Raw genomic sequence first — 22,905 nt, 5'->3', positions numbered from 1 at the left:
GCTACTCCCGTCCGAGGGGTCGCAGTTCGTATTTGGGGTTGAACAGCACCCGGCGGCCCCGGCTCATCGAGATCCGGCCCGATGCGATCAGCTTGCGCCCCGGTTCTATCCCGACGATGGAGCGCCGGCCGAGCCACACCACGTCCAGCCCGGCGGTGCCGTCGAACAGCTCCGCCTCCAGGGCCGGAACGCCCGCACGCGGACGCAGAGTGACCGTGCGCAAGGTACCAGTCACCGTAACGATCTGACGGTCCTTGCAGTCACCGATCCGGGTACAGCCCGCCGTCTCGGCGTCCTCGCGCAACTCCTCGGACTCCAGGTCCTCCTGCGACGAGGAGAGCCGGTCGAGCATCCGCCGGAACCGGCCCGCCGGCTTTTCGGAACGAGGAACAGCACTCATATCTGAAGCGTACCGGGGTGCACTGACGGCTACGTACCCCCCGTGCGCGGCCTCACATCCACGCCGCCGCCGCAGCGCGCGCACCGGCGGCCCGTCGCCGTTCACCGCTCGAACCGGTATCCCATCCCGGGCTCGGTGATGAAGTGCTTGGGATGCGAGGGGTCGGCCTCCAGCTTCCGCCGCAGCTGGGCCATGTACACCCGCAGATAGTTGCTCTCCGTCCCGTACGACGGCCCCCACACCTCCTGCAGCAGCTGCTTCTGGCTGACCAGGCGGCCGCTGTTGCGCACCAGCACCTCCAGCAGATGCCACTCGGTGGGCGTCAGGCGTACGTCCCGTCCGGCGCGGTTGACCTTCTTCGCGGCCAGGTCGACGGTGAACTCCTCCGTCTCCACCGTGACCTCCTCCTCGCCGGCCCCGACGGGCTCGGCGCGGCGCACGGCGGCCCGCAGCCGGGCGAGCAGCTCGTCCATGCCGAAGGGCTTGGTGACGTAGTCGTCGGCGCCGGCGTCCAGCGCCTGCACCTTCTCGTCGGAGGAGTGCCGTGCCGAGAGCACGATGATCGGCACCCGGGTCCAGCCGCGCAGTCCCTTGATCACCTCGACGCCGTCCATGTCGGGCAGGCCCAGGTCGAGCACCACCACGTCGGGGTGGCGGGCGGCCGCCAGCTTCAGCGCGCCGGCGCCGTCGTGGGCGGCGTCGACGTCGTACTTGCGGGCCTTGAGGTTGATCACGAGGGCGCGCACGATCTGCGGCTCGTCGTCGATCACGAGCACCCGGGTCATGTGGCCTGCCTTTCTGGGGGAACCGACTGCGCGAGTTCGTGCTGCACCAGCTCCTGCGGGCGTGAGCCGGCCGCACGGAGGCCGAGGACCATGGTGAGGCCGCCGCCGGGCGTGTCCTCGGCGTCCAGCGTGCCGCCCATGGCCTCGGCGAAGCCGCGCGCCACGGCCAGCCCGAGGCCGACACCGGCGCCGCGCGGAGCGTCGCCGTAGCGCTGGAAGGGCGCGAAGATGCGCTCCTTGGCGTCGTCGGGCACGCCGGGGCCCCGGTCGACGATCCGCACCTCGACCCGGTCGGCCATCGCGCTCGCGGCCACCAGGACGGGCCGTCCCGGCGGGCTGTACTTGACGGCGTTCTCCACCAGGTTGGCCACCGCCCGCTCCAGCAGCCCGGCGTCGACGGCGACCATGGGCAGCGTCTCGGGCACGTCCAGCTCGACGCTGCCCTCGGGCACCCCGACGAGCGCCATCGGCACCACCTCGTCGACGTCCGTCTCGCGGACGATCGGCACGACGGTGCCGGTCTGCAGGCGGGACATGTCGAGCAGGTTGCCGACCAGGTGGTCGAGCCGGTCCGCGCCCTCCTCGATGGCCGCGAGCAGCTCCGCCTGGTCCTCGTCGGACCACTCGACGTCGTCCGAGCGCAACGAGGACACCGACGCCTTGATCCCGGCGAGCGGGGTGCGCAGGTCGTGGCTGACGGCGGCGAGCAGCGCGGTGCGGATGCGGTTGCCCTCGGCGAGCTCCTTGGCCTGGTCGGCCTCCTGCTGGAGGCGCCGGCGCTCCAGGACCACGGCGGCCTGCGCGGCGAACGCGGCCAGCACCCGGCGGTCCTCCGCGGGCAGCACCCGCCCGGTGAGGGCGAGCGCCATGTGGTCGCCGACCGGCATGTCCACGTCCGCGTCCTCGGGCCGCTGAACGGCTCTGCCCATCCCGGCGCGTCCGGCGCAGGTCCACGGCGCCACGTCGCTCTCGCGTTCCAGCAGGGCCGCCGACTCCATGCCGAAGGTCTCCCGCACCCGCTCCAGCAGCGCCTCCAGGCTGGTCTCGCCGCGCAGCACGTTCCCGGCGAGGAAGGAGAGTATCTCCGACTCCGCGCGCAGCCGGGCCGCCTGATGGGTGCGCCGGGCGGCGAGATCGACGACCGAGGCCACCGACACGGCCACCGACACGAAGATCACCAGGGCGAGGATGTTCTTCGGGTCGGCGATCGTGACCCGGTGCACGGGCGGGGTGAAGAACCAGTTCAGCAGCATCGAGCCGAAGGCCGCCGAGGCCAGCGCCGGCAGCAGCCCGCCCAGCAGGGCCGCCGCCACGGCCAGCGCCAGGAACAGCAGCATGTCGTTGGTCAGGCCCAGCGAGACGTCGACGTGGGTCAGCAGCAGCGTCATCAGCAGCGGCCCGGCGACGCCCGCCAGCCAGCCCCACACCACCCGGGACCGCCCGAGCCGGGCGCCCCGCGCCAGCGGCAGCCCGCGGCCCTTGGCGACCTCCTCGTGCGTGACGATGTGCACGTCGAGGTCGGGTCCGGACTCCCGGGCGACGGTCGCGCCGACCCCGGGTCCGAAGACGTACTGCCAGGTCTTGCGGCGCGAGGAGCCCAGCACGATCTGGGTGGCGTTCACCCCGCGCGCGAAGGCCAGCAGCGCGGCGGGGATGTCGTCGCCGACCACGTGGTGGAAGGTGCCGCCGAGATCCTCCACGAGGGTGCGCTGCACGGCCAGCTCCTTCGGCGAGGCGGAGGTCAGACCGTCACTGCGGGAGATGTACACCGCGAGCACCTCCCCTCCCGCTCCCTTCTCCGCCAGCCGCGCCGCACGCCGGATCAGCGTGCGCCCCTCCGGGCCACCGGTCAGGCCCACCACGATCCGCTCCCGCGACCCCCAGATCGCCGACACCCGGTGCTCGCTGCGGTAGCGCTGGAGGTACTCGTCCACCCGGTCCGCCACCCACAGCAGCGCCAGCTCGCGCAGCGCGGTCAGATTGCCGGGCCGGAAGTAGTTGGACAGGGCCGCGTCGACCTTGTCGGGCTGGTAGATGTTGCCGTGCGCCATCCGGCGGCGCAGCGCTTCCGGCGACATGTCGACCAGCTCTATCTGGTCGGCCCGGCGCACCACCTCGTCCGGCACCGTCTCCTGCTGCCGCACCCCCGTGATCGACTCCACGACGTCACCGAGGGACTCCAGATGCTGGATGTTGACCGTCGAGACGACGTCGATCCCGGCGGCCAGCAGCTCCTCGACGTCCTGCCAGCGCTTGTCGTTGCGCGAGCCGGGGACGTTGCTGTGGGCCAGCTCGTCGACGAGGGCCACCTGCGGGCGCCGCGCCAGCACGGCGTCGACGTCCATCTCGGTGAACCGCGCGCCCCGGTACTCCAGCTCCCGGCGCGGGACCGTCTCCAGGCCGTGCAGCAGCACCTCGGTGCGTGGCCGCCCATGAGGCTCGACGAAGCCCACTACGCAGTCCGTGCCGCGCTCGACCCGCCGGTGCGCCTCGGCCAGCATCGCGTACGTCTTCCCGACGCCCGGTGCCGCTCCCAGGTAGATCCGAAGCTTCCCGCGTGCCATGAACCCATTGTCTTCCGGTGACTGTCGCCTACGCAGCGTCGACCCTACGACCCGCGAGGGCGACAAAACGGACGAGGAGTCGGGCAGCGGGCCTCCTTGACGCGACCCTGACGCGCCGGGCGGGGCCCTACCCCTCGACGATCCGGCCGTCGCTGAGCTCCAGGACGCGGTCGGCGAGGTCCAGCAGCGTCGCGTCGTGCGTGGCGACCAGCGCCGTGACGCGCTCGCTGTGGACGACGGCACGCAGCAGCTCCATCACCGCGTGCCCGGTCTCGGCGTCCAGCTGGCCCGTCGGCTCGTCGGCTATGAGGAGCGCCGGCTCGTTGGCCAGGGCCCGGGCTATGGCCACCCGCTGCTGCTGACCGCCGGACATCTCTCCGGGGCGCTGGGCGGCGTGGTCGGCGAGGCCGACCAGGGACAGCAGCAGCTCCACGCGCTGCTCCCGCTCGCGGGGGTCGGCGCGGCGCAGCCGCATCGGCACGCCCACGTTCTCCGCGGCGGTGAGGATGGGGATGAGGCCGAAGGACTGGAACACGAAGCCGATCCGGTCCCGGCGCAGGGCCAGCAGTCCCTCCTCGCCCAGGCCGGACAGATCCCTGCCGTCGACGCTCACCCGCCCCCGGTCCGGTTCGTCCAGTCCGCCGACGATGTTGAGCAGCGTCGTCTTTCCCGACCCCGAGCGGCCCTTGAGGGCCACGAGCTCTCCTCGCGGGATCTCGAAGGACACCCCGCGCAGCGCGTGCACTGCGGCGGCTCCCTCGCCGTAGGACTTGTGCACGTCCTCCACGCGCACCATCGTCTCGGTGACGACCTCGGTCATGCCTCTCCCCCTGTTCCCCCGCTGGTCCCCGTCGGACCGGGCGCCAGTATCGCCACCCGGCGCCCGGTCCTCAATGGTTGTCCCTCCATGGTTTCGCGCTCCCGCGCGCTCTCACTCCTTCATCGGACGAGACCCCCTCGCCGGTTCACGCGGGATTGTCTCCGTGGGTGAGCGTCTCCCAGCCGACGAAGAGGTTGTTGCTGCCGGCGGGACGGTTGCGCCGGGTCAGGGCCTCGGTGTTGGTCATGGCGACGCCGAGGCGGTTGTGCAGCGCGTTGTACCCGACCTCGGTGACCGGCCCCAGCCCGGGCTTGAGCGAGCCGCCGCACAGCCAGCTCGGGACGGCCGTACCGAGCTCGTACCTGGCCTGGAAGCCCAGGGCCTGGCGCAGCCGCTCGCCCACGTCGGTGCCGTACAGGTCCTGGCCCTGGATGCGGCTGGTCTCGGCGACGTGGGAGATGGCCGAGATGCCGTACCCGGTGTGGACGAAGTCGCGGCAGGTTTCCTGGGTGAGGCCGGTGACGAAGGTGGACTGCCCCTGCCAGTACTTGACGATCTTGTCGCGGGTGTCGAGGTGCTGGCTGGGCACGGTCTTCGGCAGGTCGCCGTCGGAGGCGAGGTAGACGTAGGCGGCGGTGCGGGTGCGGAAGGTCGCCATGGCCCTGTCGTAGGAGGTCCGGTCCTCCAGGAAGACGGAGATGCCGATCGCGGCCTCCATCATCGACAGCTCCCAGTTGCCGTTGGAGTTCGAGCCGTTGATCACCTCGGGCAGGTAGACGTCGCGCAGCATGCCGGCGAAGCGGCTCGCGTTGGTCCAGGCGCCGCCGTAGGTGTACTTGATGATCTCCGCGGCCCGGGGCCAGACGGAGCCCGCCCAGCCGGTCTGCAGGGGCGCGTTGCTGTTGGTGTGGTCCTGGATCACCGCGGACCAGGCGTCCATCAGGGCGATGGCCTTCCTGGCGTACCGCTCGTCGCGGGTGACGTACCAGGCGAGGGCGTCGGTGTAGGCGGCGAGGGCATCCTCGCGTTCGTCGGTGCAGCCGTAGTTGGGGTCGGAGTAGGAGCCGCACTCGACGATCGCCCGGGGTTTCGGGGTGCGGTTCAGGTCGGCGTACTTGCTCGCCAGCATCTGGTCGAAGGCGCCCTTCCAGGGCTGTTCCCCGGCCAGCACCTTGGTGCGGGCGAAGTCCAGCTGGGGGCGGGAGACGGTGACCCCGGGATGGGCGAAGGAGGCGGGGGCGAGGGAGCCGGCGGCAGGGGCGGTGGGGGTGGAGTGGGCGGCGGGCGCCGTGAAGGCGCCGAGCAGCAGGGAGGCCACCACTGCGAGCAGTGAGGCACGACGACGCATAGCGACTCCGTTCCTGTATGTGAACATGGAGCGCCTTTATGAACGCAGGCGTTGGCCGGAGACCATAGGTACGGACCAAAGACCCGTCAAGGGGTCATGCATGCGAAAGGGCCGCACCCGGTGCGGGTGCGGCCCTCGTCGTGCCTGTCTCGATGCGGCCCTGTTCGGGCCTGCCTCAGCGGACCTCGGTGATCTCCGGTCCGCGCTGCAGCTGGCCCATGCCGCCGGAGAAGCGGGAGCCCTCCTCCTGCTGCTGTACGCCCTCGGGGACCATCTGCGCGTCGTTCGGCAGCTTCAGGACGATCGGGTCGCGCGGCGCCATCGGGCCTTCGCCCCGGACGACGACCGTGTCCCGGAAGATCTGCTCCAGCAGGCCGGCGGCCTGCGGCTGCACCGCGCCCTGGCCGGAGATCACACCGCGCAGGAACCAGCGCGGACCGTCCACACCGACGAACCGCACGACCTGGAAGCCGCCGGTGCCGTCGGGCAGCTGCACCGGAACCTGGGCGCGCAGCTCCCACCCGAGCGGGCCCTCGATCTCGTCGACGATGCCACCCTGCTGGGTGATACCGGCAGCGATCTCCTCGCGCACCTCGCCCCAGATGCCCTCGCGCTTGGGCGCGGCGAAGGCCTGCAGCTGGATCGCGCTGTCGCGCAGCACGACGGTCGCCGCGACGATGGCGTCGCCCGCGACCTCCACGCGCAGTTCCATGCCGTCGACACCCGGCACGAACAGGCCACCGAGGTCCACGCGGCCCTCTGCGGGGTCGCGCACCTCGGAGACGTCCCAGGGCCCGTCGGGCCGCGGCTCCGGCTCCAGCCGTACGCGCTCGCGCTGACCCTCTTCGTCCGCCTCGGTGTCGACGCTGTCGACGACCTGCTCGGCCTCGCCGGCCGCGTCCTCGGCGGCATCCCTCTTCTTGCGACGTCCGAACACGTCACTGTCCTTCCCGGTCGGATACGACCGAAGCGTATCGATTCCCACCCGTCGGGCCGCCGTCGGCGACCTGACCGCTCGTGCCGCTTTCACCGCCCACCGCGGCATGGCCCCCGGTGGACCCGAAGCCCCCCTCGGCCCGTGCCGAGTCGGGAAGTTCCGCCACCTCCTGGAAGCGGACCCTCTCGACCTGCTGGACGACCAGTTGGGCGATCCGGTCGAAGCGCTCGAACCGCACGGACTCGCGCGGGTCGAGATTCACCACGATCACCTTGATCTCCCCACGGTACCCGGCATCAACCGTCCCCGGGGCATTCACGAGGGCGACACCGCAGCGGGCGGCGAGGCCGGATCGGGGGTGCACGAAGGCCGCGTACCCCTCCGGCAGTGCCACAGACACCCCCGTGGGCAGCACCGCCCGCTCGCCCGGCGCGAGTTCGCAGGGCTCGGTGGTGCGCAGGTCGGCGCCGGCGTCCCCGGGATGCTCGTATGCCGGAAGCGGTACGTCCGGATCGATGCGGCGGATCAGGACCCGCAGCGGCTCGCGGCTCACGGGTTCACCTCGAAGGCACGGGCGCGGCGCAGCTGGTCGGGGTCGCTCATGGCGGCCTGGATCTCCTCCTGGCGGCCGTGGTCGATGAAGTGGTCGACCTTGACCTCGATGAAGAGGGCGTCCGCGCGGACCGCGACGGGGCCGTCGGGGCCGCCGATGCGGCCGGTGGCGGTGGAGTAGATCTTCCGGCCGGCCACGGCCGTGACCTCGGCCTCCAGGTGCAGGGTGGTGCCGACGGGCACCGGGCGCACGAAGTCGGTCTCCAGCCGTCCGGTGACGGCGATGGTGCGCAGCAGCCAGTTCAGCGAGCCCAGCGTCTCGTCGAGGGCGGTGGCCAGGACGCCGCCGTGGGCGAGGCCCGGCGCCCCCTGGTGGGCGGGCTGCACGGTGAACTCGGCGGTGATGCTGACGCCGTCGCCGGCCCGGGCCGCCAGGTGCAGTCCGTGGGCCTGTCCGCCTCCGCACCCGAAACACAGTTCGTAGTGCGCGCCGAGGAGCTCGCCGGGTGCGGGAGCGTCGGGATGCCGCACGGGTGGCGCGGCGTCGGCCGGGGGCTGAAGAGCTGGGGAAGTACCACTCACAGGCGCAGACCTTACCCGCGCGTCGGTGATAACCGGACACCATGCCAAGCTTGGCTTCATGCAGCTTCCCGCCACCCCCTACGAAGAACGCCTCACCGCCCCCCGCTCGTGGTGGCTGGTCTCCTTCCTCGTGGGCGTCGCCCTCGCCCTGGTCTTCCTGCCCTTCGGCACCCTGCCGATGCTCGGCGGCCTGGTCGGCGGTACGGCCGTGTCGGCGGTCGTGGCCAGCGCGTACGGCTCGCTGCGCATCCGGGTCGTCAACGGCTTCCTGATCGCCGGCGAGGCCAAGATCCCCGTGTCGGCGCTGGGCGAGACCGAGGTGCTGGACGCGGAGGAGGCGCGCGCCTGGCGCACCTACAAGGCGGACACACGGGCGTTCCTGCTGCTGCGCGCGTACATCCCGAAGGCTCTGAAGGTCGACGTCACGGACCCGTCCGACCCGACGCCGTACCTGTACCTGTCGACCCGGGATCCGGAACGCCTGGCAGAGGCCCTGAAGACGGCCCGCGAGGCTGCGGCGCAGTAGGGCTGCCGACGGTCATCGGACCGCAGCGCAGTCGGGCTGCCGTCGTCCAGGCAACCAGCGTGGGTCGTCGGCCGACAGGACCACGGGCCGCCGGGCAGGCGTCACGCCGGGCCGTCGCGGCTGGGCCACAGGGCAGCCGGGCCCCGGACCAGCCGGGTCACAGGGCAGCTCGCCCCAGGGCAACGGTCCGGCCGAGCCGCAGCTCACCCGCCAGGCCTCGCCCGGCCGTCACTTCTCCAGGTCCTCGGTCAGTTCGCCCATCGTCAGGGGCTCGGCCGGCTGCTCCAGCGGGGGCAGGTCGGGGAGGGCGTCCCAGGGCACCTGCATCTTGCGCAGATCGGTGCGGACGCGCCCGGCGAGCCGGCGGGTCTCGCGGCGGTTCATGAGCGCGCCGACCGCGGCGCCGACCATGAACGGCATCAGGTTGGGCATGTTGCGCACCAGGCGCTTCATGATCTGCTGGCGCAGCTCGCGCTTCATCTGGCCGCCGAGGGCCGAGTCGTACGTCGACGGCTTCATCACGTCGATGCCGCGCTCACCGGACCACGAGCGCAGGTAGGCGGCGCTGCGGTCCTTGAGGTTGCCCGGCGGCCGCAGGCCGTAGACCTCGTGCAGCTCGGCGATCAGCTTCAGCTCGACCGCCGCGACGCCGGTGATCTCGGCGGCCAGCTCGGTCGGCATGGCGGGCGGCACGGGCAGCATCGCCGCCGCGCCCACTCCCGCTCCGACCGTCGCCGACGCCTTGGCCGCGCCGGCGACGAGTTTGTCCGCCAGCTGCTCGGGGCCGAGGCCCGGGAACTGCTTGCGGAGCGTCGCGAGGCTGCGCACGGGCACGCGCGGGGCGAGGTCGATGATCCGGTCGGCGAGGTGGCCCAGGCCCGCGCGTGCGCGGTCCTTGCCCTTGCTCGCGCCCGTCCTGGCCAGCTCCCTGGCCCTGGTGCGGGCGGCCGCGGCCTGCCGCTTGGCGACGGGCGCGACCCGCCTGGCGCGGCCACTGAGGCCGGCCCGGCCGTCTGCCGGTTCGAGCGAGGCCGACCCCGTCGCTTCCGTGGAGGCTGTACGGGGTGTGCCTCGCTCGTCGTCACGCACGCCGGTGGGGCCGTCCAGCGGCCCCGGGTCCGCTCCCCTGCGGGAGAAGCGGCGCTTCCGAGGAGGGGTCGAGCCAGTCACGGCCGACCCGTCCTCAGTCGCAGTCGCGGCAGATCGGCTGACCGTTCTTCTCGCGGGCCAGCTGGCTGCGGTGGTGCACCAGGAAGCAGCTCATGCAGGTGAACTCGTCCTGCTGCTTGGGCAGCACCCGTACGGCCAGCTCCTCATTGGAGAGGTCGGCGCCGGGCAGCTCCAGCCCTTCCGCGGCTTCGAACTCGTCGACGTCGACGGACGATGCCGACTTGTCGTTCCGCCGTGCCTTCAGCTCTTCAAGGCTGTCGGAGTCGACGTCGTCGTCGGTCTTGCGTGGGGTGTCGTAGTCGGTTGCCATGTCGCTCTCCCCCTCCGGGTCTCAGTGGTGTCTCCAGCGCACGTAACGCGTGAGAGGCCGGACTTGTGCCCGACCCGAGGCGGAGATTTTGCCTCACATCAAGGTCTGTTACTCAATCGACACCCAACCGGACTCCTCAAGAGTGATCGGCTTGGATGGCGATCGGGACCGTACACGGTCCGAATGTCGCACTTCAAAGGCGTCTCACCGTGTACTTCCCGTGATCAAGACCCCTGAAAACCCGGATTTTCCGGGCTTTCTGCCCACAATCATGATCACAGAGAGTGTATGGCCGGAAAATCGCCTTTGTGATCGATCACACACGGCACACCAGGATGGCCGCCCGGAAAATTCAGCGCAAAGCGAACATCCTCCGCGCGTGTCGTCACGGTCTCACAGCGGCAGGGTGACCCGCATCGTGAGCCCACCCCCTTCACGGGGCGTGGCCGTGATGTGCCCGCCGTGCGCCCGCGCCACGGACCGGACGATGGACAGGCCGAGGCCCACGCCCTTGTCGCTGCCCGTGCGCTCGGTGCGCAGCCGCCGGAACGGCTCGAAGAGGTTGTCGATCTCGTACGCCGGCACCACCGGTCCGGTGTTGGACACGACCATGACCGCCTGCCCGTGCTCCACCTCGGTGGTGACCTCCACCCAGCCGCCCTCGGGGACGTTGTACCGGACGGCGTTCTGCACCAGGTTCAGCGCGATCCGCTCCAGCAGTACGCCGTTGCCCTGGACGACCGCGGGCTCGCGCTTGCCGCGCAGCACCACGTGCTTCTCCTCGGCCTCGCCGCGCACCTGGTCGATGGCCTGGGAGGCGACCTCGGCGAGGTCGACCGGTTTGCGCTCGACGATCTGGTTGTCGCTGCGGGCGAGCAGCAGCAGGCCCTCGACCAGCTGCTCGCTGCGCTCGTTGGTGGCCAGCAGCGTCTTGCCGAGCTGCTGGAGCTCCGCCGGAGCGTTCGGGTCGGACAGGTGGACCTCAAGCAGCGTGCGGTTGATCGCCAGCGGTGTGCGCAGCTCGTGCGAGGCGTTGCCGACGAAGCGCTGCTGGGCGGTGAACGCCCGCTGCAGACGCTCCAGCATGTCGTCGAAGGTGTCGGCGAGCTCCTTCAGCTCGTCGTCCGGACCGTCCAGCTCGATCCGGCGGGACAGGTCGGACCCGGCCACCGCGCGGGCGGTGCGAGTGATCCGGCCCAGCGGCGACAGCACCCGGCCGGCCATCGCGTAGCCGAACGCGAAGGCGATCACGGCGAGGCCCAGCAGGGCCAGCAGGGAGCGGCTGAGGAGGTGGTCCAGGGCCACCTGGCGCTGGTGGTCGGTGCAGGCGCTGATGGCGGCGTTGAACTCCGACAGCGACAGGTTGCTGGTGTTGATCCCGGGACACTCGCTGCTGGTGACCTTGAGTTCCTGGAAGTCGATGATCTTGAACAGCGGCTCGTTGCCGGTGCGCAGGGCCTGCGCGGCCAGCAGGTAGATGATCGACAGCAGCAGGATGCCGGCGATCAGGAACATGCCGCCGTACAGCAGCGTGAGCCGTATGCGGATGGTGGGGCGCAGCCACGGGAAGGGGGGCTCCTGCTTCCGGGGGTCCCAGGTGGGCTTGGGCGGCGCCGTCGGTACGGGGGGTGCGGGTGTCGCGGCCATCGTGCGTCAGATCCGGTAGCCGGAGCCGGGCACGGTCACGATCACCGGCGGCTCGCCCAGCTTGCGGCGCAGGGTCATCACCGTCACGCGCACCACGTTGGTGAACGGGTCGGTGTTCTCGTCCCAGGCCTTCTCCAGCAGCTGCTCGGCGGAGACCACGGCGCCCTCGCTGCGCATGAGCACCTCCAGAACGGCGAACTCCTTGGGGGCGAGCTGCACTTCGCGGCCGTCCCGGAAGACCTCGCGGCGGTTGGGGTCGAGCTTGATGCCGGCCCGCTCCAGGACGGGCGGCAGCGGGACGCTGGTGCGCCGGCCGAGGGCACGCACGCGTGCGATCAGCTCGCTGAACGCGAAGGGCTTGGGCAGATAGTCGTCGGCGCCGATCTCCAGGCCCTCCACCCGGTCGCTGACGTCGCCGGAGGCGGTGAGCATCAGCACGCGCGTGGGCATGCCCAGCTCGACGATCTTGCGGCAGACGTCGTCGCCGTGCACCAGCGGGAGGTCGCGGTCGAGGACGACCACGTCGTAGTCGTTGACGCCGATGCGCTCCAGGGCGGCCGCACCGTCGTACACGACGTCGACCGCCATGGCCTCCCGGCGCAGTCCGGTGGCCACCGCATCGGCGAGCAGCTGCTCGTCCTCGACGACGAGTACGCGCACGTCGCTTGTCCTTCCTCAAAGCCGCCGGGCACGCCACAGGGGCGGCGCACGCGGCGGGATCCGTACCGGGGTCTACGCCTCCATCCTGCCGCGTTCGCCCATAAACCGGTTGTAAGACGGTCGTCGGACCCCGCGGCGGACCGCCCCGGTACCGGCTTGCGACGGGTTCCGGCCACAGCCGCAGGCATATGCGGCCAGATACGGCCGCGGGAAGATTTCTCGGTCCGCCGAGGTTTCCCCGGATGTCCGCGGGGGGAGGACGGCTTTACACCCCGCGATCACGCTCTGCTTGTGCCGCAGCACCATGCGGCACGACAGGCCGCTTCCGCAGAGTGGGCGCGGGTGTCCGGCACCGTCGCCGCCCAGCAGGGCAGCGCTGGGCACCTGCGAAGACGTGATCGCCCCTTCCCAACCAGGCACACCCCCGTGCCATCGACCCACGACCCAGGACGAGGGGGCGCAGCATGGACGCATTCACCGCAGGACTTCTGCAGCGCATAAGGGCGACCGAGTCCGACCTGTCGCGGGCTCGTGACGAGGGCGACGACTTCCTCGTCGATGTGGAGCAGGGCGAGCTCGACGACCTGCGCCGCCTCGCCGCCGAACATGGCGTGGAAGTCGGCGCGTCCGGCGTCTGATCAGCCCGTACGCAGACAGCGGGGCCCCGGCGAATCCAGCGCCGGGGCCCCGCTGCGTCGTCGTGCGACGTCGTTCACCGGCCGTTGCACGGCAGGACGCGTGCCGTACGACGAGGCCGGCGCCGTCAGTCGTGCCAGGCGCCGAAGTCGTCCAGGAGCCGCTGGAGGGGCTGGAAGACGCTCGGGGTGGCGGCGATCGTCAGGGCGGACGACAGGGGCTCACCGGGCCGTCCACCGGTCACGGCGCCCGCTTCCCGGGCGATCAGGGCGCCTGCGCCGAAGTCCCACGGGTGCAGTCCGCGCTCGTAGTAGCCGTCGAGGCGGCCCGCGGCGACGTCGCACAGGTCGATCGCGGCGGAGCCGCCCCGGCGGATGTCCCGCACGAGGGGGATCAGCCGGCGGGCGACCTCGGCCTGGTGCGCGCGCACGTCGGCCACGTAGTTGAAGCCGGTGGAGACCAGCGCCTGGTCCAGGGGTGCGGCCGGACGGCAGGCCAGCCGCCGCCCGCCGTCCCAGGAGCCCGTGGCCCACGCCCCGCCGCCGCGCACCGCGTGGTACGTCTCGCCGCGCATCGGTACGGCGACGACGCCGGCCACCGTCTCCCCGTCCTGTTCGGCCGCGACGGAGACCGCCCAGGTGGGCAGGCCGTACAGGTAGTTGACCGTGCCGTCGAGCGGGTCGATCACCCAGCGGATGCCGGTGCTGCCCTCGACGGCGGCGCCCTCCTCGCCGAGGATTCCGTCGTCGGGGCGGTGCTCGGCGATCAGCCCGGTGATCAGCTTCTCCGCCGCGATGTCCATCTCGGTGACGACGTCGACGGCGCTCGACTTGGTCGCGGCGACCGCGAGGTCGTCCGGACGGCCGTCGCGCAGCAGGGCTCCCGCCCGGAGCGCGGCCTCCCGGGCGAGCGTGAGCAGTTCCGTGTGCAGGGGGTCGGTCACGGCTCTCCTCACGCGTAGGGGCTGTCGGCGCCCGCGGCGGCGGGGCGCGGGGCGCGGGACGGGCAGCAGCCGACCGGGCACAGCTGGTGGCTCGGGCCCAGCGCGCCCAGGGCGCACGGGGTGACCTCCTGGCCGCGCTCGACGGCGGACCGCTCCAGGATCAGGTCGCGGACCGCGGCGGCGAAGCGCGGATCGGCGCCCACGGTGGCCGAGCGGCGCACGGGCAGGTCCAGTTCCCCGGCCTTGGCCTTGGCCTCGGTGTCGAGGTCGTACAGGACCTCCATGTGGTCGGAGACGAACCCGATGGGCGCCATGACGACCGCCGGCACCCCGGCGGCCTTGCGCTCCTCCAGGTGGTCGCAGATGTCGGGTTCCAGCCACGGGATGTGCGGGGCGCCGGAGCGGGACTGGTAGACGAGCTGCCAGGGGTGGTCCACGCCGGTGCGCTCGCGCACGGCGTCGGCGATCAGCCGCGCCACGTCCAGGTGCTGCCTGACGTAGGCGCCACCGTCGCCGTGTTCCTCCACCGGGCCGGAGGTGTCGGCGGCCGCGGTCGGGATGGAGTGGGTGGTGAAGGCGATGTGGGCGCCGTCGCGGACGTCCTCGGGGAGGTCGGCGAGGGACTCCAGGACGCCGTCGATCATGGGCTCGACGAAGCCGGGGTGGTTGAAGTAGTGCCGCAGCTTGTCGATCTTCGGCAGCTCCAGGCCCTCGGCTTCGAGGGTCGCCAGGGCGTCGGCGAGGTTCTCGCGGTACTGCCGGCAGCCGGAGTAGGAGGCGTAGGCGCTGGTGGCCAGGACGAGGATGCGGCGGCGGCCGTCGCGCACCATCTCGCGCAGGGTGTCCGTGAGGTACGGCGCCCAGTTGCGGTTGCCCCAGTAGACCGGCAGGTCCAGGCCGTGCTCGGCGAAGTCCTTGCGCAGGGCGTCCAGCAGGGCGCGGTTCTGGTCGTTGATCGGGCTGACCCCGCCGAACAGGAAGTAGTGCTGCCCGACCTCCTTGAGGCGTTCGGTCGGGATACCGCGGCCGCGCGTCACGTTCTCCAGGAACGGGACCACGTCGTCCGGGCCCTCCGGGCCGCCGAACGAGAGCAGGAGCAGGGCGTCGTAGGGGCTGGCATCGAGCACGTCTGGCATGAGTCGATCCTGCCACCCGCCACTGACAGCCGGGAAACGGCGGGTGACCGGTGCGCCGGCGGCGCGGACGGCCGGGTCTCGGAGGGCCTGGTTACTCGTGTGCGTTAGGGCGACCTAACTCGTAAGCTGTATCGGCTGCCTTCGCGCCTTACGGAGGCCGCTGCCCACTCGCACGGCCCCGCCCTCGCCGTACCGGACCACCGGAGACCACGTGCCCAGCCCCTACCGCGCCCTGTTCGCCGCCCCCGGCTCCAAGGGATTTTCCGCCGCGGGCTTCCTCGGCCGGATGCCGCTGTCGATGATGGGCATCGGCGTCGTCACGATGATCTCCCAGCTCACCGGGCGCTACGGCCTGGCGGGAGCGCTGTCGGCGACCATCGCGCTGGCCGCGGCGGCGCTCGGGCCGCAGATCTCGCGGCTGGTGGACCAGCACGGGCAGCGCAAGGTGCTGCGCCCGGCGACGCTGGTCGCGCTCACGGCAGCCGCGGGGCTGCTCCTGACCGCCCACTTCGGCTGGCCGGACTGGCTGCTGTTCGTCTGCGCGGTCGGCATCGGCTCGGTGCCGAGCCTGGGCGCGATGATCCGGGCCCGCTGGGCGGAGCTGTACCGGGGCACCCCGCAGTTGCACACCGCGTACTCCTTCGAGTCCGTGGTGGACGAGGTGTGCTTCATCTTCGGGCCGATCATCTCCATCGGCCTGTCCACGGCCTGGTTCCCGGAGGCGGGTCCGCTGCTCGCCGCGTGCTTCCTCGCGGTCGGCGTCTTCTGGCTGACCGCGCAGCGCGCCACCGAGCCCGCTCCCCACCCGCGCCGGCAGCACGGCGGCGGCACGGCGCTGCGCGCCAAGGGGCTGCAGGTGCTGGTGGCGACCTTCGTGGCCACCGGCACGATCTTCGGTGCCGTCGACGTCGTCACGGTGGCCTTCGCCGACGAGCAGGGTCACAAGAGCGCGGCGAGTGTCGTCCTCGCGCTGTACGCGGCCGGGTCGTGCGTCGCCGGGATCGTGTTCGGGCTGCTGCGCTTCACGGGGGCGCCCGCCCGCCGCTGGTTGCTGGGCGTGTGCGCCATGGGCGTGAGTATGATCCCCCTCCTACTGGTCGGAAACCTGCCGTTTCTGGCCGCGGCGCTCTTCGTTGCGGGCCTGTCCATCGCACCCACGATGATCACGACGATGGCCCTCATCGAGGAGCACGTACCACGCGCGCACCTGACCGAGGGCATGACCTGGGTGAGCACCGGGCTCGCGGTCGGGGTCGCGCTCGGCTCCTCGGTGGCCGGCTGGGTGATCGACTCGGCCGGCGCACGGGCCGGGTACGGGGTTCCGGCGGTGTCCGGGGCCGTCGCGGTCGCGGTCGGTTTCCTCGGGTACCGCCGGCTCAGCAGGCCGGTTCCGCGTCGGGGAGGCACCGTTGAGCAGCACAGCGAGCGGGAAGAACGGCACGTGGCGTAATTGGGGCGGCAATGTCTCGGCCCGCCCGGCGCGGGAGGTCACGCCCGCCTCCGTCGACGAGTTGGCCGCCGCGGTACGGCGGGCCGCCGAGGACGGCCTGACCGTGAAGGCCGTCGGCACGGGGCACTCCTTCACGTCGATCGCGGCGACCGACGGCGTCCTGATACGTCCTCAACTGTTGACCGGCATACGCAACATTGACCGTGAGGCGGGGACCGTCACGGTGGAGGCCGGCACCCCGCTCAAGAGACTCAATGTGGCCCTGGCGCGCGAGGGACTGTCCCTCACCAACATGGGCGACATCATGGAGCAGACCGTCTCCGGCGCCACCAGCACCGGCACGCACGGCACCGGCCGCGACTCCGCCTCGATCGCCGCGCAGATCAAGGGCCTGGAGCTGGTGACGGCCGACGGCTCGGTGCTCACCTGCTCCGAGAAGGAGAACCCGGAGGTCTTCGCGGCCGCCCGGATCGGCCTCGGCGCCCTCGGCATCGTCACCGCGATCACCTTCGCGGTGGAGCCGGTCTTCCTGCTCACCGCGCGCGAGGAGCCGATGCCGCTGGAGAAGGTGCTCGCCGAGTTCGACGAACTGTGGGCCGAGAACGAGCACTTCGAGTTCTACTGGTTCCCGCACACCACCGGCACCAACACCAAGCGCAACAACCGCAGCGCGGGCCCGGCCCGGCCGGTGAGCCCGGTCAAGGGCTGGATCGAGGACGAGTTCCTCTCCAACGGCGTCTTCCAGGTGGCCAACTGGGTCGGCCGGGCGGCGCCCGCCGCCATCCCGGCGATCGCGCAGATCTCCAGCAAGGCGCTGTCCGCGCGGACCTACACGGACATCCCCTACAAGGTCTTCACCTCGCCGCGCCGGGTGCGGTTCGTCGAGATGGAGTACGCCGTTCCGCGCGCGGCCGTGACCGAGGCGCTGCGTGAGCTGAAGGCCATGGTCGACCGCTCGGGTCTGCGCGTCAGCTTCCCCGTCGAGGTGCGCACGGCCCCGGCCGACGACATCACCCTCTCCACGGCCTCCGGCCGCGACAGCGCCTACATCGCCGTGCACATGTTCCGTGGCACGCCCTACCAGCGGTACTTCACGGAGGCCGAGCGGATCTTCACCGCGCACGAGGGCCGGCCGCACTGGGGCAAGGTGCACACCCGGGACGCCGAGTACTTCTCCCGGGTGTACCCGCGCTTCGGCGAGTTCACGGCGCTGCGGGACCGGTTGGATCCGGATCGGCGCTTCCAGAACGACTATCTGCGCCGGGTGCTGGGGGCGTAGCGGTCGCGGTGGCGCCGGGTGTGCCGGTGGCGCCCGCCGAGCCGTCCTCCGTGGCGCCGGCCGTCGGCGACGGCGTCGCGTCGGGTGTCGTGGCGGCGGAACCGGAGGGTGCCGGGCTCGGCGCGGTGCCGCCGTGCGCCGACGGCGCCCCCGACGGCGGCCCCGAGGTCGAGCCGGTGCCGTCGTCGCCCGGGTCGGAGGGCGGGGACCAGGTCGAGGGCGACGAGGCGGTCCGGCCGGTGAACGCGTCGCTGACCGTGGTGCCCTTGCCGCCGCTGAAGCTGTTGCCGGAGACGAGTTCGAAGGCGGTGACGCCGGCCATGGTCACCCCGAACACCACGGCCGCGGCGAGGACCGGCCGCTTCCAGCCCTTGACCCGCGCGCGATGGACCGTGCCCTCGGTGTACTCGCCCGGCGCCGGCGCCCGGTACTGCTCCCTGGGCCGGGGCGCCGCGACCGTGCGCAGTTGCTCACCGGTCTGCTTGAAGAAGTGCTGGAAGACCGTGCCGCCGCAGGTGGCGATGGCGCTGACCACTCCGGCACCGAGGATCGTGCCGTAGACGCCGAAGGAGGAGGCCAGTTTGGCGGCCACCACGGCGGCCACGGCGCTGCCCGCCACCTGAGGGAGGCTCAGGTCGATGCGCTTCTTGTCCCGCCCTTGCGTCAACGGTCCCTTCCTCCTCATTCCCGTACTTGATCGACTTTTCCCACTTGATCAACCAACTGCACGAGAAAGGGACGTACGAACGAAACCAATAGTTCCGTTTCGGTGGATTGCGTGAAGTACGCCACGTTCAAGATCGGGGAAACCCGGCGAGAGGCGGCCAAGTCCCGCCCCTTGCGTGAAGTTGGGCGGCGTGCCAATCCACGCACGTGGCCCAAATGGAGTACTGTTGCGAGCCCTGGGTCCGGCCTCCCGCCAGGGTGTCCGGGGCCTTGCTGGACCGCCGGACGGGGGACTTGTTGCACAGGGTGACGGAGTTGGTCACTTAGCGTGGCGAATAGGTAACCGTGCCATAACGGCGATCCAGGGCCCGTGCCCGACACGCCGGGCAACTCGGCAAGGTTGTGGCAGGCTGCACCCGGGCAGGCCACACTCGACTAGCGGAAGCAGCGACGCACGTGACGTCGGCAGGCACCACCCGGGAGGTCCCCATGCCCGAACTGCGTGTCGTGGCCGTCTCGAATGACGGCACACGGCTGGTGCTGAAGGCTGCGGACAGCACGGAGTACACGCTTCCGATCGACGAACGGCTCCGCGCCGCCGTGCGCGGCGACCGTCCCCGCCTCGGCCAGATCGAGATCGAGGTGGAGAGCCATCTCCGCCCCCGTGACATCCAGGCGCGTATACGCGCCGGCGCGACCGCGGAAGAGGTCGCGCAGATGGCCGGCATCCCCGTCGACCGCGTCCGCCGGTTCGAGGGCCCCGTTCTCGCCGAGCGTGCCTTCATGGCCGAGCGGGCACGCAAGACACCCGTCCGCCGCCCCGGCGAGAACGCGGCCGGGCCGCTGCTCGGCGAGGCCGTGCAGGAACGACTGCTGCTGCGCGGCGCCGAGAAGGACACCGTGCAGTGGGACTCCTGGCGTCGCGACGACGGGACGTGGGAGGTGCTGCTCGTCTACCGGGTGGCCGGCGAACCGCACTCGGCGAGCTGGACGTACGACCCGCCCCGGCGGCTCGTGCAGGCGGTCGACGACGAGGCGCGCTCGCTGATCGGCGAGTCCGACGACCTCGCGCCGCCGGAGCCCAGCTTTCCGTTCGTTCCGCGGATCGCCCGCCTGCCGCGGGACCGTCCGCTGGACCGCGACCGCCCGATCGAGAGGGAGCGGCCGGCCCTGCCCGCGCAGGCGTCGGAACCCGCCGAGGAGAGCACCGGCGAACGCGACTCGCTGACCAGCCTGCTGGAGGCGGTGCCCAGCTTCCGGGGCGACCTGGTGGTGCCGGAGCGCTCGCCGTCCTCGGAGCCGGACGACGACGAGCCGGACTCGGAGCCCGCGGCGGAGGAGCCGCCGGCGCCCGCCGCCTCGGCCGGTTCCGCCTACGCGGATGTGCTCATGCCGCGTTCGGTCGGCAGCCACCGGGATCGCCTGATCGGGGCGACCGACCGCCAGGCCGAGGCCGACGGCGTCCGCCCCGGCCGCCGCGCGGCGGTACCCAGCTGGGACGAGATCGTCTTCGGGACGCGCCGCAAGAAGCAGGAGTAGCACGCGGGAATCGAGGCCAGGCCCCGCGAGTGACCTGGCCCTGCCATGCCTGGCTGCCTTTGCCTGGCAGCCTTGCCGCACGCAGGGCGCCCGGGTGGCGGTACGACGGTCACGCGGGCGCCTCGGCGGTACGGCCCGAGGCTGGACGGAGCGGGACGCGGCCACCTCGGCGCCTCCCGACGCCGTCCTGCCGGGTGACCGCCTGTCAGAAACCGCAGCGCCGTCGAAGCATCGAGACTCCACGCGCGCGTGCCCGCGCGCGCACCCCACGCCATCGCTCCACCCGCGCATGCCGCCCGGACCGGGGCGGAGTCGTCGCCCCGCCCCGGTGTTCGGTCGTCACTGCGGGTCCGGGCCCACCGCCACCGGGCGGTCGGGGTCCGAGGACCACTCCGACCACGAACCGACGTACAGGGCCGCCGGGATACCCGCCACGGCCAGGGCCAGCACCTCGTGCGCCCCGGAGACGCCCGAGCCGCAGTAGACGCCGACCGGCGTGCCGTCGACGGCTCCGAGGGCCTTGAAGCGGGCGCCGAGCTCCTCCGCGGGCAGGAAGCGGCCGTCGGGGCCGACGTTGTCCGTCGTCGGCGCGGACAGGGCGCCGGGGATGTGCCCGCCGACCCGGTCGATGGGCTCCACCTCGCCCCGGTACCGCTCCCCCGCCCGGGCGTCGAGCAGCAGGCCGGAACGGGCCAGTGCGGCCGCCCCGTCGGCGTCCAGCAGCCCGACGGCACCGGGGACGGGCTCGAAGTCGCCCTCCGGCGGATGCGGCACCGCCGTCTCCAACTCGCCTCGCCACGCCGTCAACCCGCCGTCGAGAACCCTCACGTCCGGGTGACCCGTCCAGCGCAGCAGCCACCACGCGCGGGCCGCCGCCCAGCCCTGCCCGCCGTCGTACACGACGACGGGCCGCGCCGCCGACACGCCGGCCCGGCGCATCGCCGTACGGAAGACGCCGAGGTCGGGCAGGGGGTGGCGGCCGGCCGGGCCGGGGGCGGAGGCCAACTCGCGGTCCAGGTCGACGAAGACGGCGCCGGGGATGTGCCCGGCCTCGTACGCGGCGCGGCCGTCGAACGGCGGCTCGCCGCCGGCCTTGGCCAGGCTGAGCTGCCAGCGGACGTCCAGCAGGACCGGCGGGTTCTCGCCGGTCAACTCGCCGGAGAGTTCGGTTGCGGAGATGATGGCGTTCATGGCCCCCATCCTTGCGCACGGGGTGGCCGCTTCGTCCAGGTCCGGCTACTCTGCTCGGCCGGACAGGCTCGGTCACCATGCGTACGGGATCGAGCACATGCCGTACCATCCATCGACACCCGCCGCCCATCGCGACGAGCGGGACACCGCGCACCGGGCACCGCCCCGACGAACCGACCGCCCCGTACCGGCGTGAGCCGGGGCGCGGCCCGCGAGTGCGCGCAGTCGCACGCGTCCGGTGAGCGGAATGGACACGGCCACCGCGAGGGGCCGAGAAGAGAGTGACGATGACCGAGGCAGGCGGGTCGGCCGACCGGAACGGCACGGCGCACGCCCGGTACGCGCCGGGGACACCCTGCTGGGTGAGTCTGATGGTGCACGGGGTGAGCGCGACCCAGGAGTTCTACTCGCAGCTGTTCGGCTGGGAGTTCCAGCCGGGCCCCCAGCAGCTCGGGCCGTATGTGCGGGCGCTGCTCGACGGCCGTGAGGTGGCCGGGATCGGCCAGCTGCCGCCGGACCGGCATCTGCCCGTGGCCTGGACGCCGTATCTCGCCTCCGACGACGTGGACACCACCGCCGAGACGGCGCGGCTGTGCGGCGGCACCATCGGCGTCGGGCCGCTGGACGCGGCCGAGGCCGGCCGGATGGCGATCGGCTCCGACCCGTCGGGCGCGGTGTTCGGCATCTGGCAGGCCGCCGCGCATCTCGGCACGGGCCTGACCGGCGTCCCGGGCACGCCCGTCTGGAACGAACTGCTGACCTACGAGACGGCGAACGTCGCCAAGTTCTACGAGACGGTGTTCGGTTACGAGGAGGAGCCGCGGACGTCCGGCACCCAGGACCGGGTGGTGCTGCGCGTCGGCGGCCGGCCGGTGGCCGGGGTGCGCGGCGTGGGCCACGCGCTGCCGCGCGACCGGGGCCCGCACTGGATGACGTACTTCCAGGTGGCCGACGCGGACGCGGCCCTCGTCCGGGTCGTCGAACTCGGCGGCGAGGTTCTCGCCCCGGCCCGGGACAGCGCGCACGGGCGTCTGGCCACGGTGTGCGACCCGGAGGGGGCGCGCTTCTCGCTGCTCCAGCCGCCCGCCGGCGGCTCAGGCGGGTGAGACGGGCAGCACGTCCGGGGACAGGGCCGCCGCGCGGGCCGTCGCGGCCGTCATCCGGCGCCGGTGGTGCCGGCGGCACAGCACCTCGTAGCCGACCTCGTCCGCGGACTGGTTGACGTCGCCGACGACGACCTGCGCGCCCTCGACGACCATCACGCCGCCCACCGTGCGCGCGTTGTGCGTGGCTCGGGCGCCGCACCAGCACAGGGCCTCCACCTGGAGCACCTCGACCCGGTCGGCCAGTTCCACGAGCCGCTGCGAGCCGGGGAACAGCTTGCTGCGGAAGTCGGTGGTGATGCCGAAGGCGAAGACGTCGATCTCCAGGTCGTCGACCACGCGCGCCAGCTGGTCGATCTGCTCGGGGGCCAGGAACTGCGCCTCGTCGGCGATCACGTAGTCCGCGCGCCCGCCGTGCGAGAGGTGGTCGACGAGGTAGGCGTACAGGTCCATGCCGTCCTCGACCTCCACCGCGTCCGTGACCAGGCCGAGCCGGGAGGACAGTTTGCCCTCGCCGGCCCGGTCGTCCCGGGTGAAGATCATCCCGGCCAGGCCGCGGGCCGAACGGTTGTGCTCGATCTGGAGAGCCAGCGTCGACTTCCCGCAGTCCATCGTTCCGGAGAAGAACACCAGCTCGGGCATGGCGGGATGAACACCTTTC

Annotated in this window: 23 protein-coding genes; 6 read left to right on the top strand and 17 right to left on the bottom strand. The window is 72.1% G+C overall.

Annotation, left to right across the window (positions count from 1 at the left end):
• Position 1: 1 nt before the first annotated feature.
• The 8 genes from C3489_RS21925 to C3489_RS21890 all read right to left on the bottom strand — a co-directional run bounded on the left by C3489_RS21925 (position 2) and on the right by C3489_RS21890 (position 7,988).
• Positions 2-400: an OB-fold nucleic acid binding domain-containing protein gene (locus tag C3489_RS21925; protein WP_103783730.1), complete on the bottom strand. Its 399-nt coding sequence runs from the start codon at positions 398-400 to the stop codon at positions 2-4.
• A 101-nt stretch (positions 401-501) separates the two neighbouring features.
• Entirely contained in the window at positions 502-1,185 is a 684-nt protein-coding gene (locus tag C3489_RS21920) for a response regulator (RefSeq protein WP_103783729.1), read from the bottom strand.
• A complete protein-coding gene (locus C3489_RS21915; protein WP_103783728.1) occupies positions 1,182-3,749 on the bottom strand; it encodes a sensor histidine kinase KdpD in 2,568 nt (855 codons plus the stop codon). The genes C3489_RS21920 and C3489_RS21915 overlap by 4 nt, the downstream gene beginning before the upstream one ends.
• 127 nt (positions 3,750-3,876) lie before the next feature.
• The gene (locus C3489_RS21910) at positions 3,877-4,569 is read right to left on the bottom strand and encodes an ABC transporter ATP-binding protein (RefSeq protein WP_103783727.1); all 693 of its coding nucleotides are present in this window, start codon (positions 4,567-4,569) and stop codon (positions 3,877-3,879) included.
• 145 nt (positions 4,570-4,714) lie between these two features.
• Positions 4,715-5,917: an alginate lyase family protein gene (locus tag C3489_RS21905; RefSeq protein WP_103783726.1), complete on the bottom strand. Its 1,203-nt coding sequence runs from the start codon at positions 5,915-5,917 to the stop codon at positions 4,715-4,717.
• 175 nt (positions 5,918-6,092) lie between these two features.
• Positions 6,093-6,854 (bottom strand): DUF3710 domain-containing protein, encoded by a 762-nt coding sequence (locus C3489_RS21900; RefSeq protein WP_103783725.1) that lies wholly within the window; start codon positions 6,852-6,854, stop codon positions 6,093-6,095.
• Between the two features lies 1 nt (position 6,855).
• Complete coding sequence (gene dut / locus C3489_RS21895) at positions 6,856-7,407, bottom strand: dUTP diphosphatase (RefSeq protein WP_103783724.1); 552 nt, start codon at positions 7,405-7,407, stop codon at positions 6,856-6,858.
• The gene (locus tag C3489_RS21890) at positions 7,404-7,988 is read right to left on the bottom strand and encodes a PaaI family thioesterase (RefSeq protein WP_103783723.1); all 585 of its coding nucleotides are present in this window, start codon (positions 7,986-7,988) and stop codon (positions 7,404-7,406) included. The genes dut and C3489_RS21890 overlap by 4 nt, the downstream gene beginning before the upstream one ends.
• A gap of 58 nt (positions 7,989-8,046) precedes the next feature.
• Between C3489_RS21890 and C3489_RS21885 the strand changes: the two genes are divergently transcribed.
• Positions 8,047-8,514 (top strand): DUF3093 domain-containing protein, encoded by a 468-nt coding sequence (locus C3489_RS21885; RefSeq protein ID WP_103783722.1) that lies wholly within the window; start codon positions 8,047-8,049, stop codon positions 8,512-8,514.
• 228 nt (positions 8,515-8,742) lie between these two features.
• Here the strand turns inward: C3489_RS21885 and C3489_RS21880 are convergent, their stop codons facing one another.
• The 4 genes from C3489_RS21880 to C3489_RS21865 all read right to left on the bottom strand — a co-directional run bounded on the left by C3489_RS21880 (position 8,743) and on the right by C3489_RS21865 (position 12,301).
• A complete protein-coding gene (locus C3489_RS21880) occupies positions 8,743-9,684 on the bottom strand; it encodes a hypothetical protein (protein ID WP_103783721.1) in 942 nt (313 codons plus the stop codon).
• 13 nt (positions 9,685-9,697) lie between these two features.
• Complete coding sequence (locus C3489_RS21875; RefSeq protein WP_043504706.1) at positions 9,698-9,994, bottom strand: DUF4193 domain-containing protein; 297 nt, start codon at positions 9,992-9,994, stop codon at positions 9,698-9,700.
• 393 nt (positions 9,995-10,387) lie between these two features.
• The gene (locus C3489_RS21870) at positions 10,388-11,641 is read right to left on the bottom strand and encodes a HAMP domain-containing sensor histidine kinase (protein ID WP_103783720.1); all 1,254 of its coding nucleotides are present in this window, start codon (positions 11,639-11,641) and stop codon (positions 10,388-10,390) included.
• A 6-nt stretch (positions 11,642-11,647) separates the two neighbouring features.
• On the bottom strand, positions 11,648-12,301 hold the full coding sequence (locus C3489_RS21865; RefSeq protein WP_010353034.1) for a response regulator transcription factor: 654 nt from the start codon (positions 12,299-12,301) through the stop codon (positions 11,648-11,650).
• A 464-nt stretch (positions 12,302-12,765) separates the two neighbouring features.
• Here C3489_RS21865 and C3489_RS38765 point away from each other — a divergent pair, with 464 nt between their 5' ends.
• Positions 12,766-12,939 carry a hypothetical protein gene (locus tag C3489_RS38765; protein WP_181139778.1) on the top strand — a complete coding sequence of 58 codons (174 nt, stop codon included), beginning with the start codon at positions 12,766-12,768 and terminating at the stop codon, positions 12,937-12,939.
• 125 nt (positions 12,940-13,064) lie between these two features.
• Here C3489_RS38765 and C3489_RS21860 read toward each other — a convergent pair whose 3' ends face one another.
• Together C3489_RS21860 and C3489_RS21855 are read right to left on the bottom strand one after the other, a co-directional pair.
• Positions 13,065-13,880, bottom strand: a complete 816-nt coding sequence (locus C3489_RS21860; RefSeq protein ID WP_103783719.1) for an inositol monophosphatase family protein — start codon at positions 13,878-13,880, stop codon at positions 13,065-13,067.
• Positions 13,881-13,888: 8 nt separating this feature from the next.
• Complete coding sequence (locus C3489_RS21855; protein ID WP_103783718.1) at positions 13,889-15,016, bottom strand: ferrochelatase; 1,128 nt, start codon at positions 15,014-15,016, stop codon at positions 13,889-13,891.
• 211 nt (positions 15,017-15,227) lie between these two features.
• Here C3489_RS21855 and C3489_RS21850 point away from each other — a divergent pair, with 211 nt between their 5' ends.
• Together C3489_RS21850 and C3489_RS21845 are read left to right on the top strand one after the other, a co-directional pair.
• On the top strand, positions 15,228-16,466 hold the full coding sequence (locus C3489_RS21850; protein ID WP_103783717.1) for an MFS transporter: 1,239 nt from the start codon (positions 15,228-15,230) through the stop codon (positions 16,464-16,466).
• On the top strand, positions 16,426-17,745 hold the full coding sequence (locus tag C3489_RS21845; protein ID WP_103783716.1) for a D-arabinono-1,4-lactone oxidase: 1,320 nt from the start codon (positions 16,426-16,428) through the stop codon (positions 17,743-17,745). Before C3489_RS21850 ends, C3489_RS21845 begins: the two co-directional genes overlap by 41 nt.
• Here C3489_RS21845 and C3489_RS21840 read toward each other — a convergent pair.
• A complete protein-coding gene (locus C3489_RS21840) occupies positions 17,669-18,412 on the bottom strand; it encodes a hypothetical protein (RefSeq protein WP_258054893.1) in 744 nt (247 codons plus the stop codon). The two genes, C3489_RS21845 and C3489_RS21840, sit on opposite strands and share 77 nt — an antisense overlap.
• Before the next feature lie 488 nt (positions 18,413-18,900).
• On the opposite strand from C3489_RS21840, the gene sepH reads away from it, so the two are divergent.
• The gene (gene sepH / locus C3489_RS21835) at positions 18,901-19,950 is read left to right on the top strand and encodes a septation protein SepH (protein ID WP_103783714.1); all 1,050 of its coding nucleotides are present in this window, start codon (positions 18,901-18,903) and stop codon (positions 19,948-19,950) included.
• Positions 19,951-20,289: 339 nt separating this feature from the next.
• Here sepH and C3489_RS21830 read toward each other — a convergent pair whose 3' ends face one another.
• On the bottom strand, positions 20,290-21,141 hold the full coding sequence (locus C3489_RS21830) for a sulfurtransferase (protein ID WP_103783713.1): 852 nt from the start codon (positions 21,139-21,141) through the stop codon (positions 20,290-20,292).
• Positions 21,142-21,428: 287 nt separating this feature from the next.
• On the opposite strand from C3489_RS21830, the gene C3489_RS21820 reads away from it, so the two are divergent.
• The gene (locus tag C3489_RS21820) at positions 21,429-22,247 is read left to right on the top strand and encodes a VOC family protein (protein ID WP_103783711.1); all 819 of its coding nucleotides are present in this window, start codon (positions 21,429-21,431) and stop codon (positions 22,245-22,247) included.
• Here the strand turns inward: C3489_RS21820 and C3489_RS21815 are convergent.
• Positions 22,236-22,886 (bottom strand): thymidine kinase, encoded by a 651-nt coding sequence (locus tag C3489_RS21815; RefSeq protein ID WP_103783710.1) that lies wholly within the window; start codon positions 22,884-22,886, stop codon positions 22,236-22,238. The two genes, C3489_RS21820 and C3489_RS21815, sit on opposite strands and share 12 nt — an antisense overlap.
• Positions 22,887-22,905: the final 19 nt, after the last annotated feature.

The sequence above is a fragment of the Streptomyces sp. Ru71 genome (genome assembly GCF_002920535.1).
Classification (GTDB): domain Bacteria; phylum Actinomycetota; class Actinomycetes; order Streptomycetales; family Streptomycetaceae; genus Streptomyces.
The sequence above is the reverse complement of the archived record's forward strand: the minus strand, read 5'-3'. Positions and strand labels throughout refer to the sequence as shown.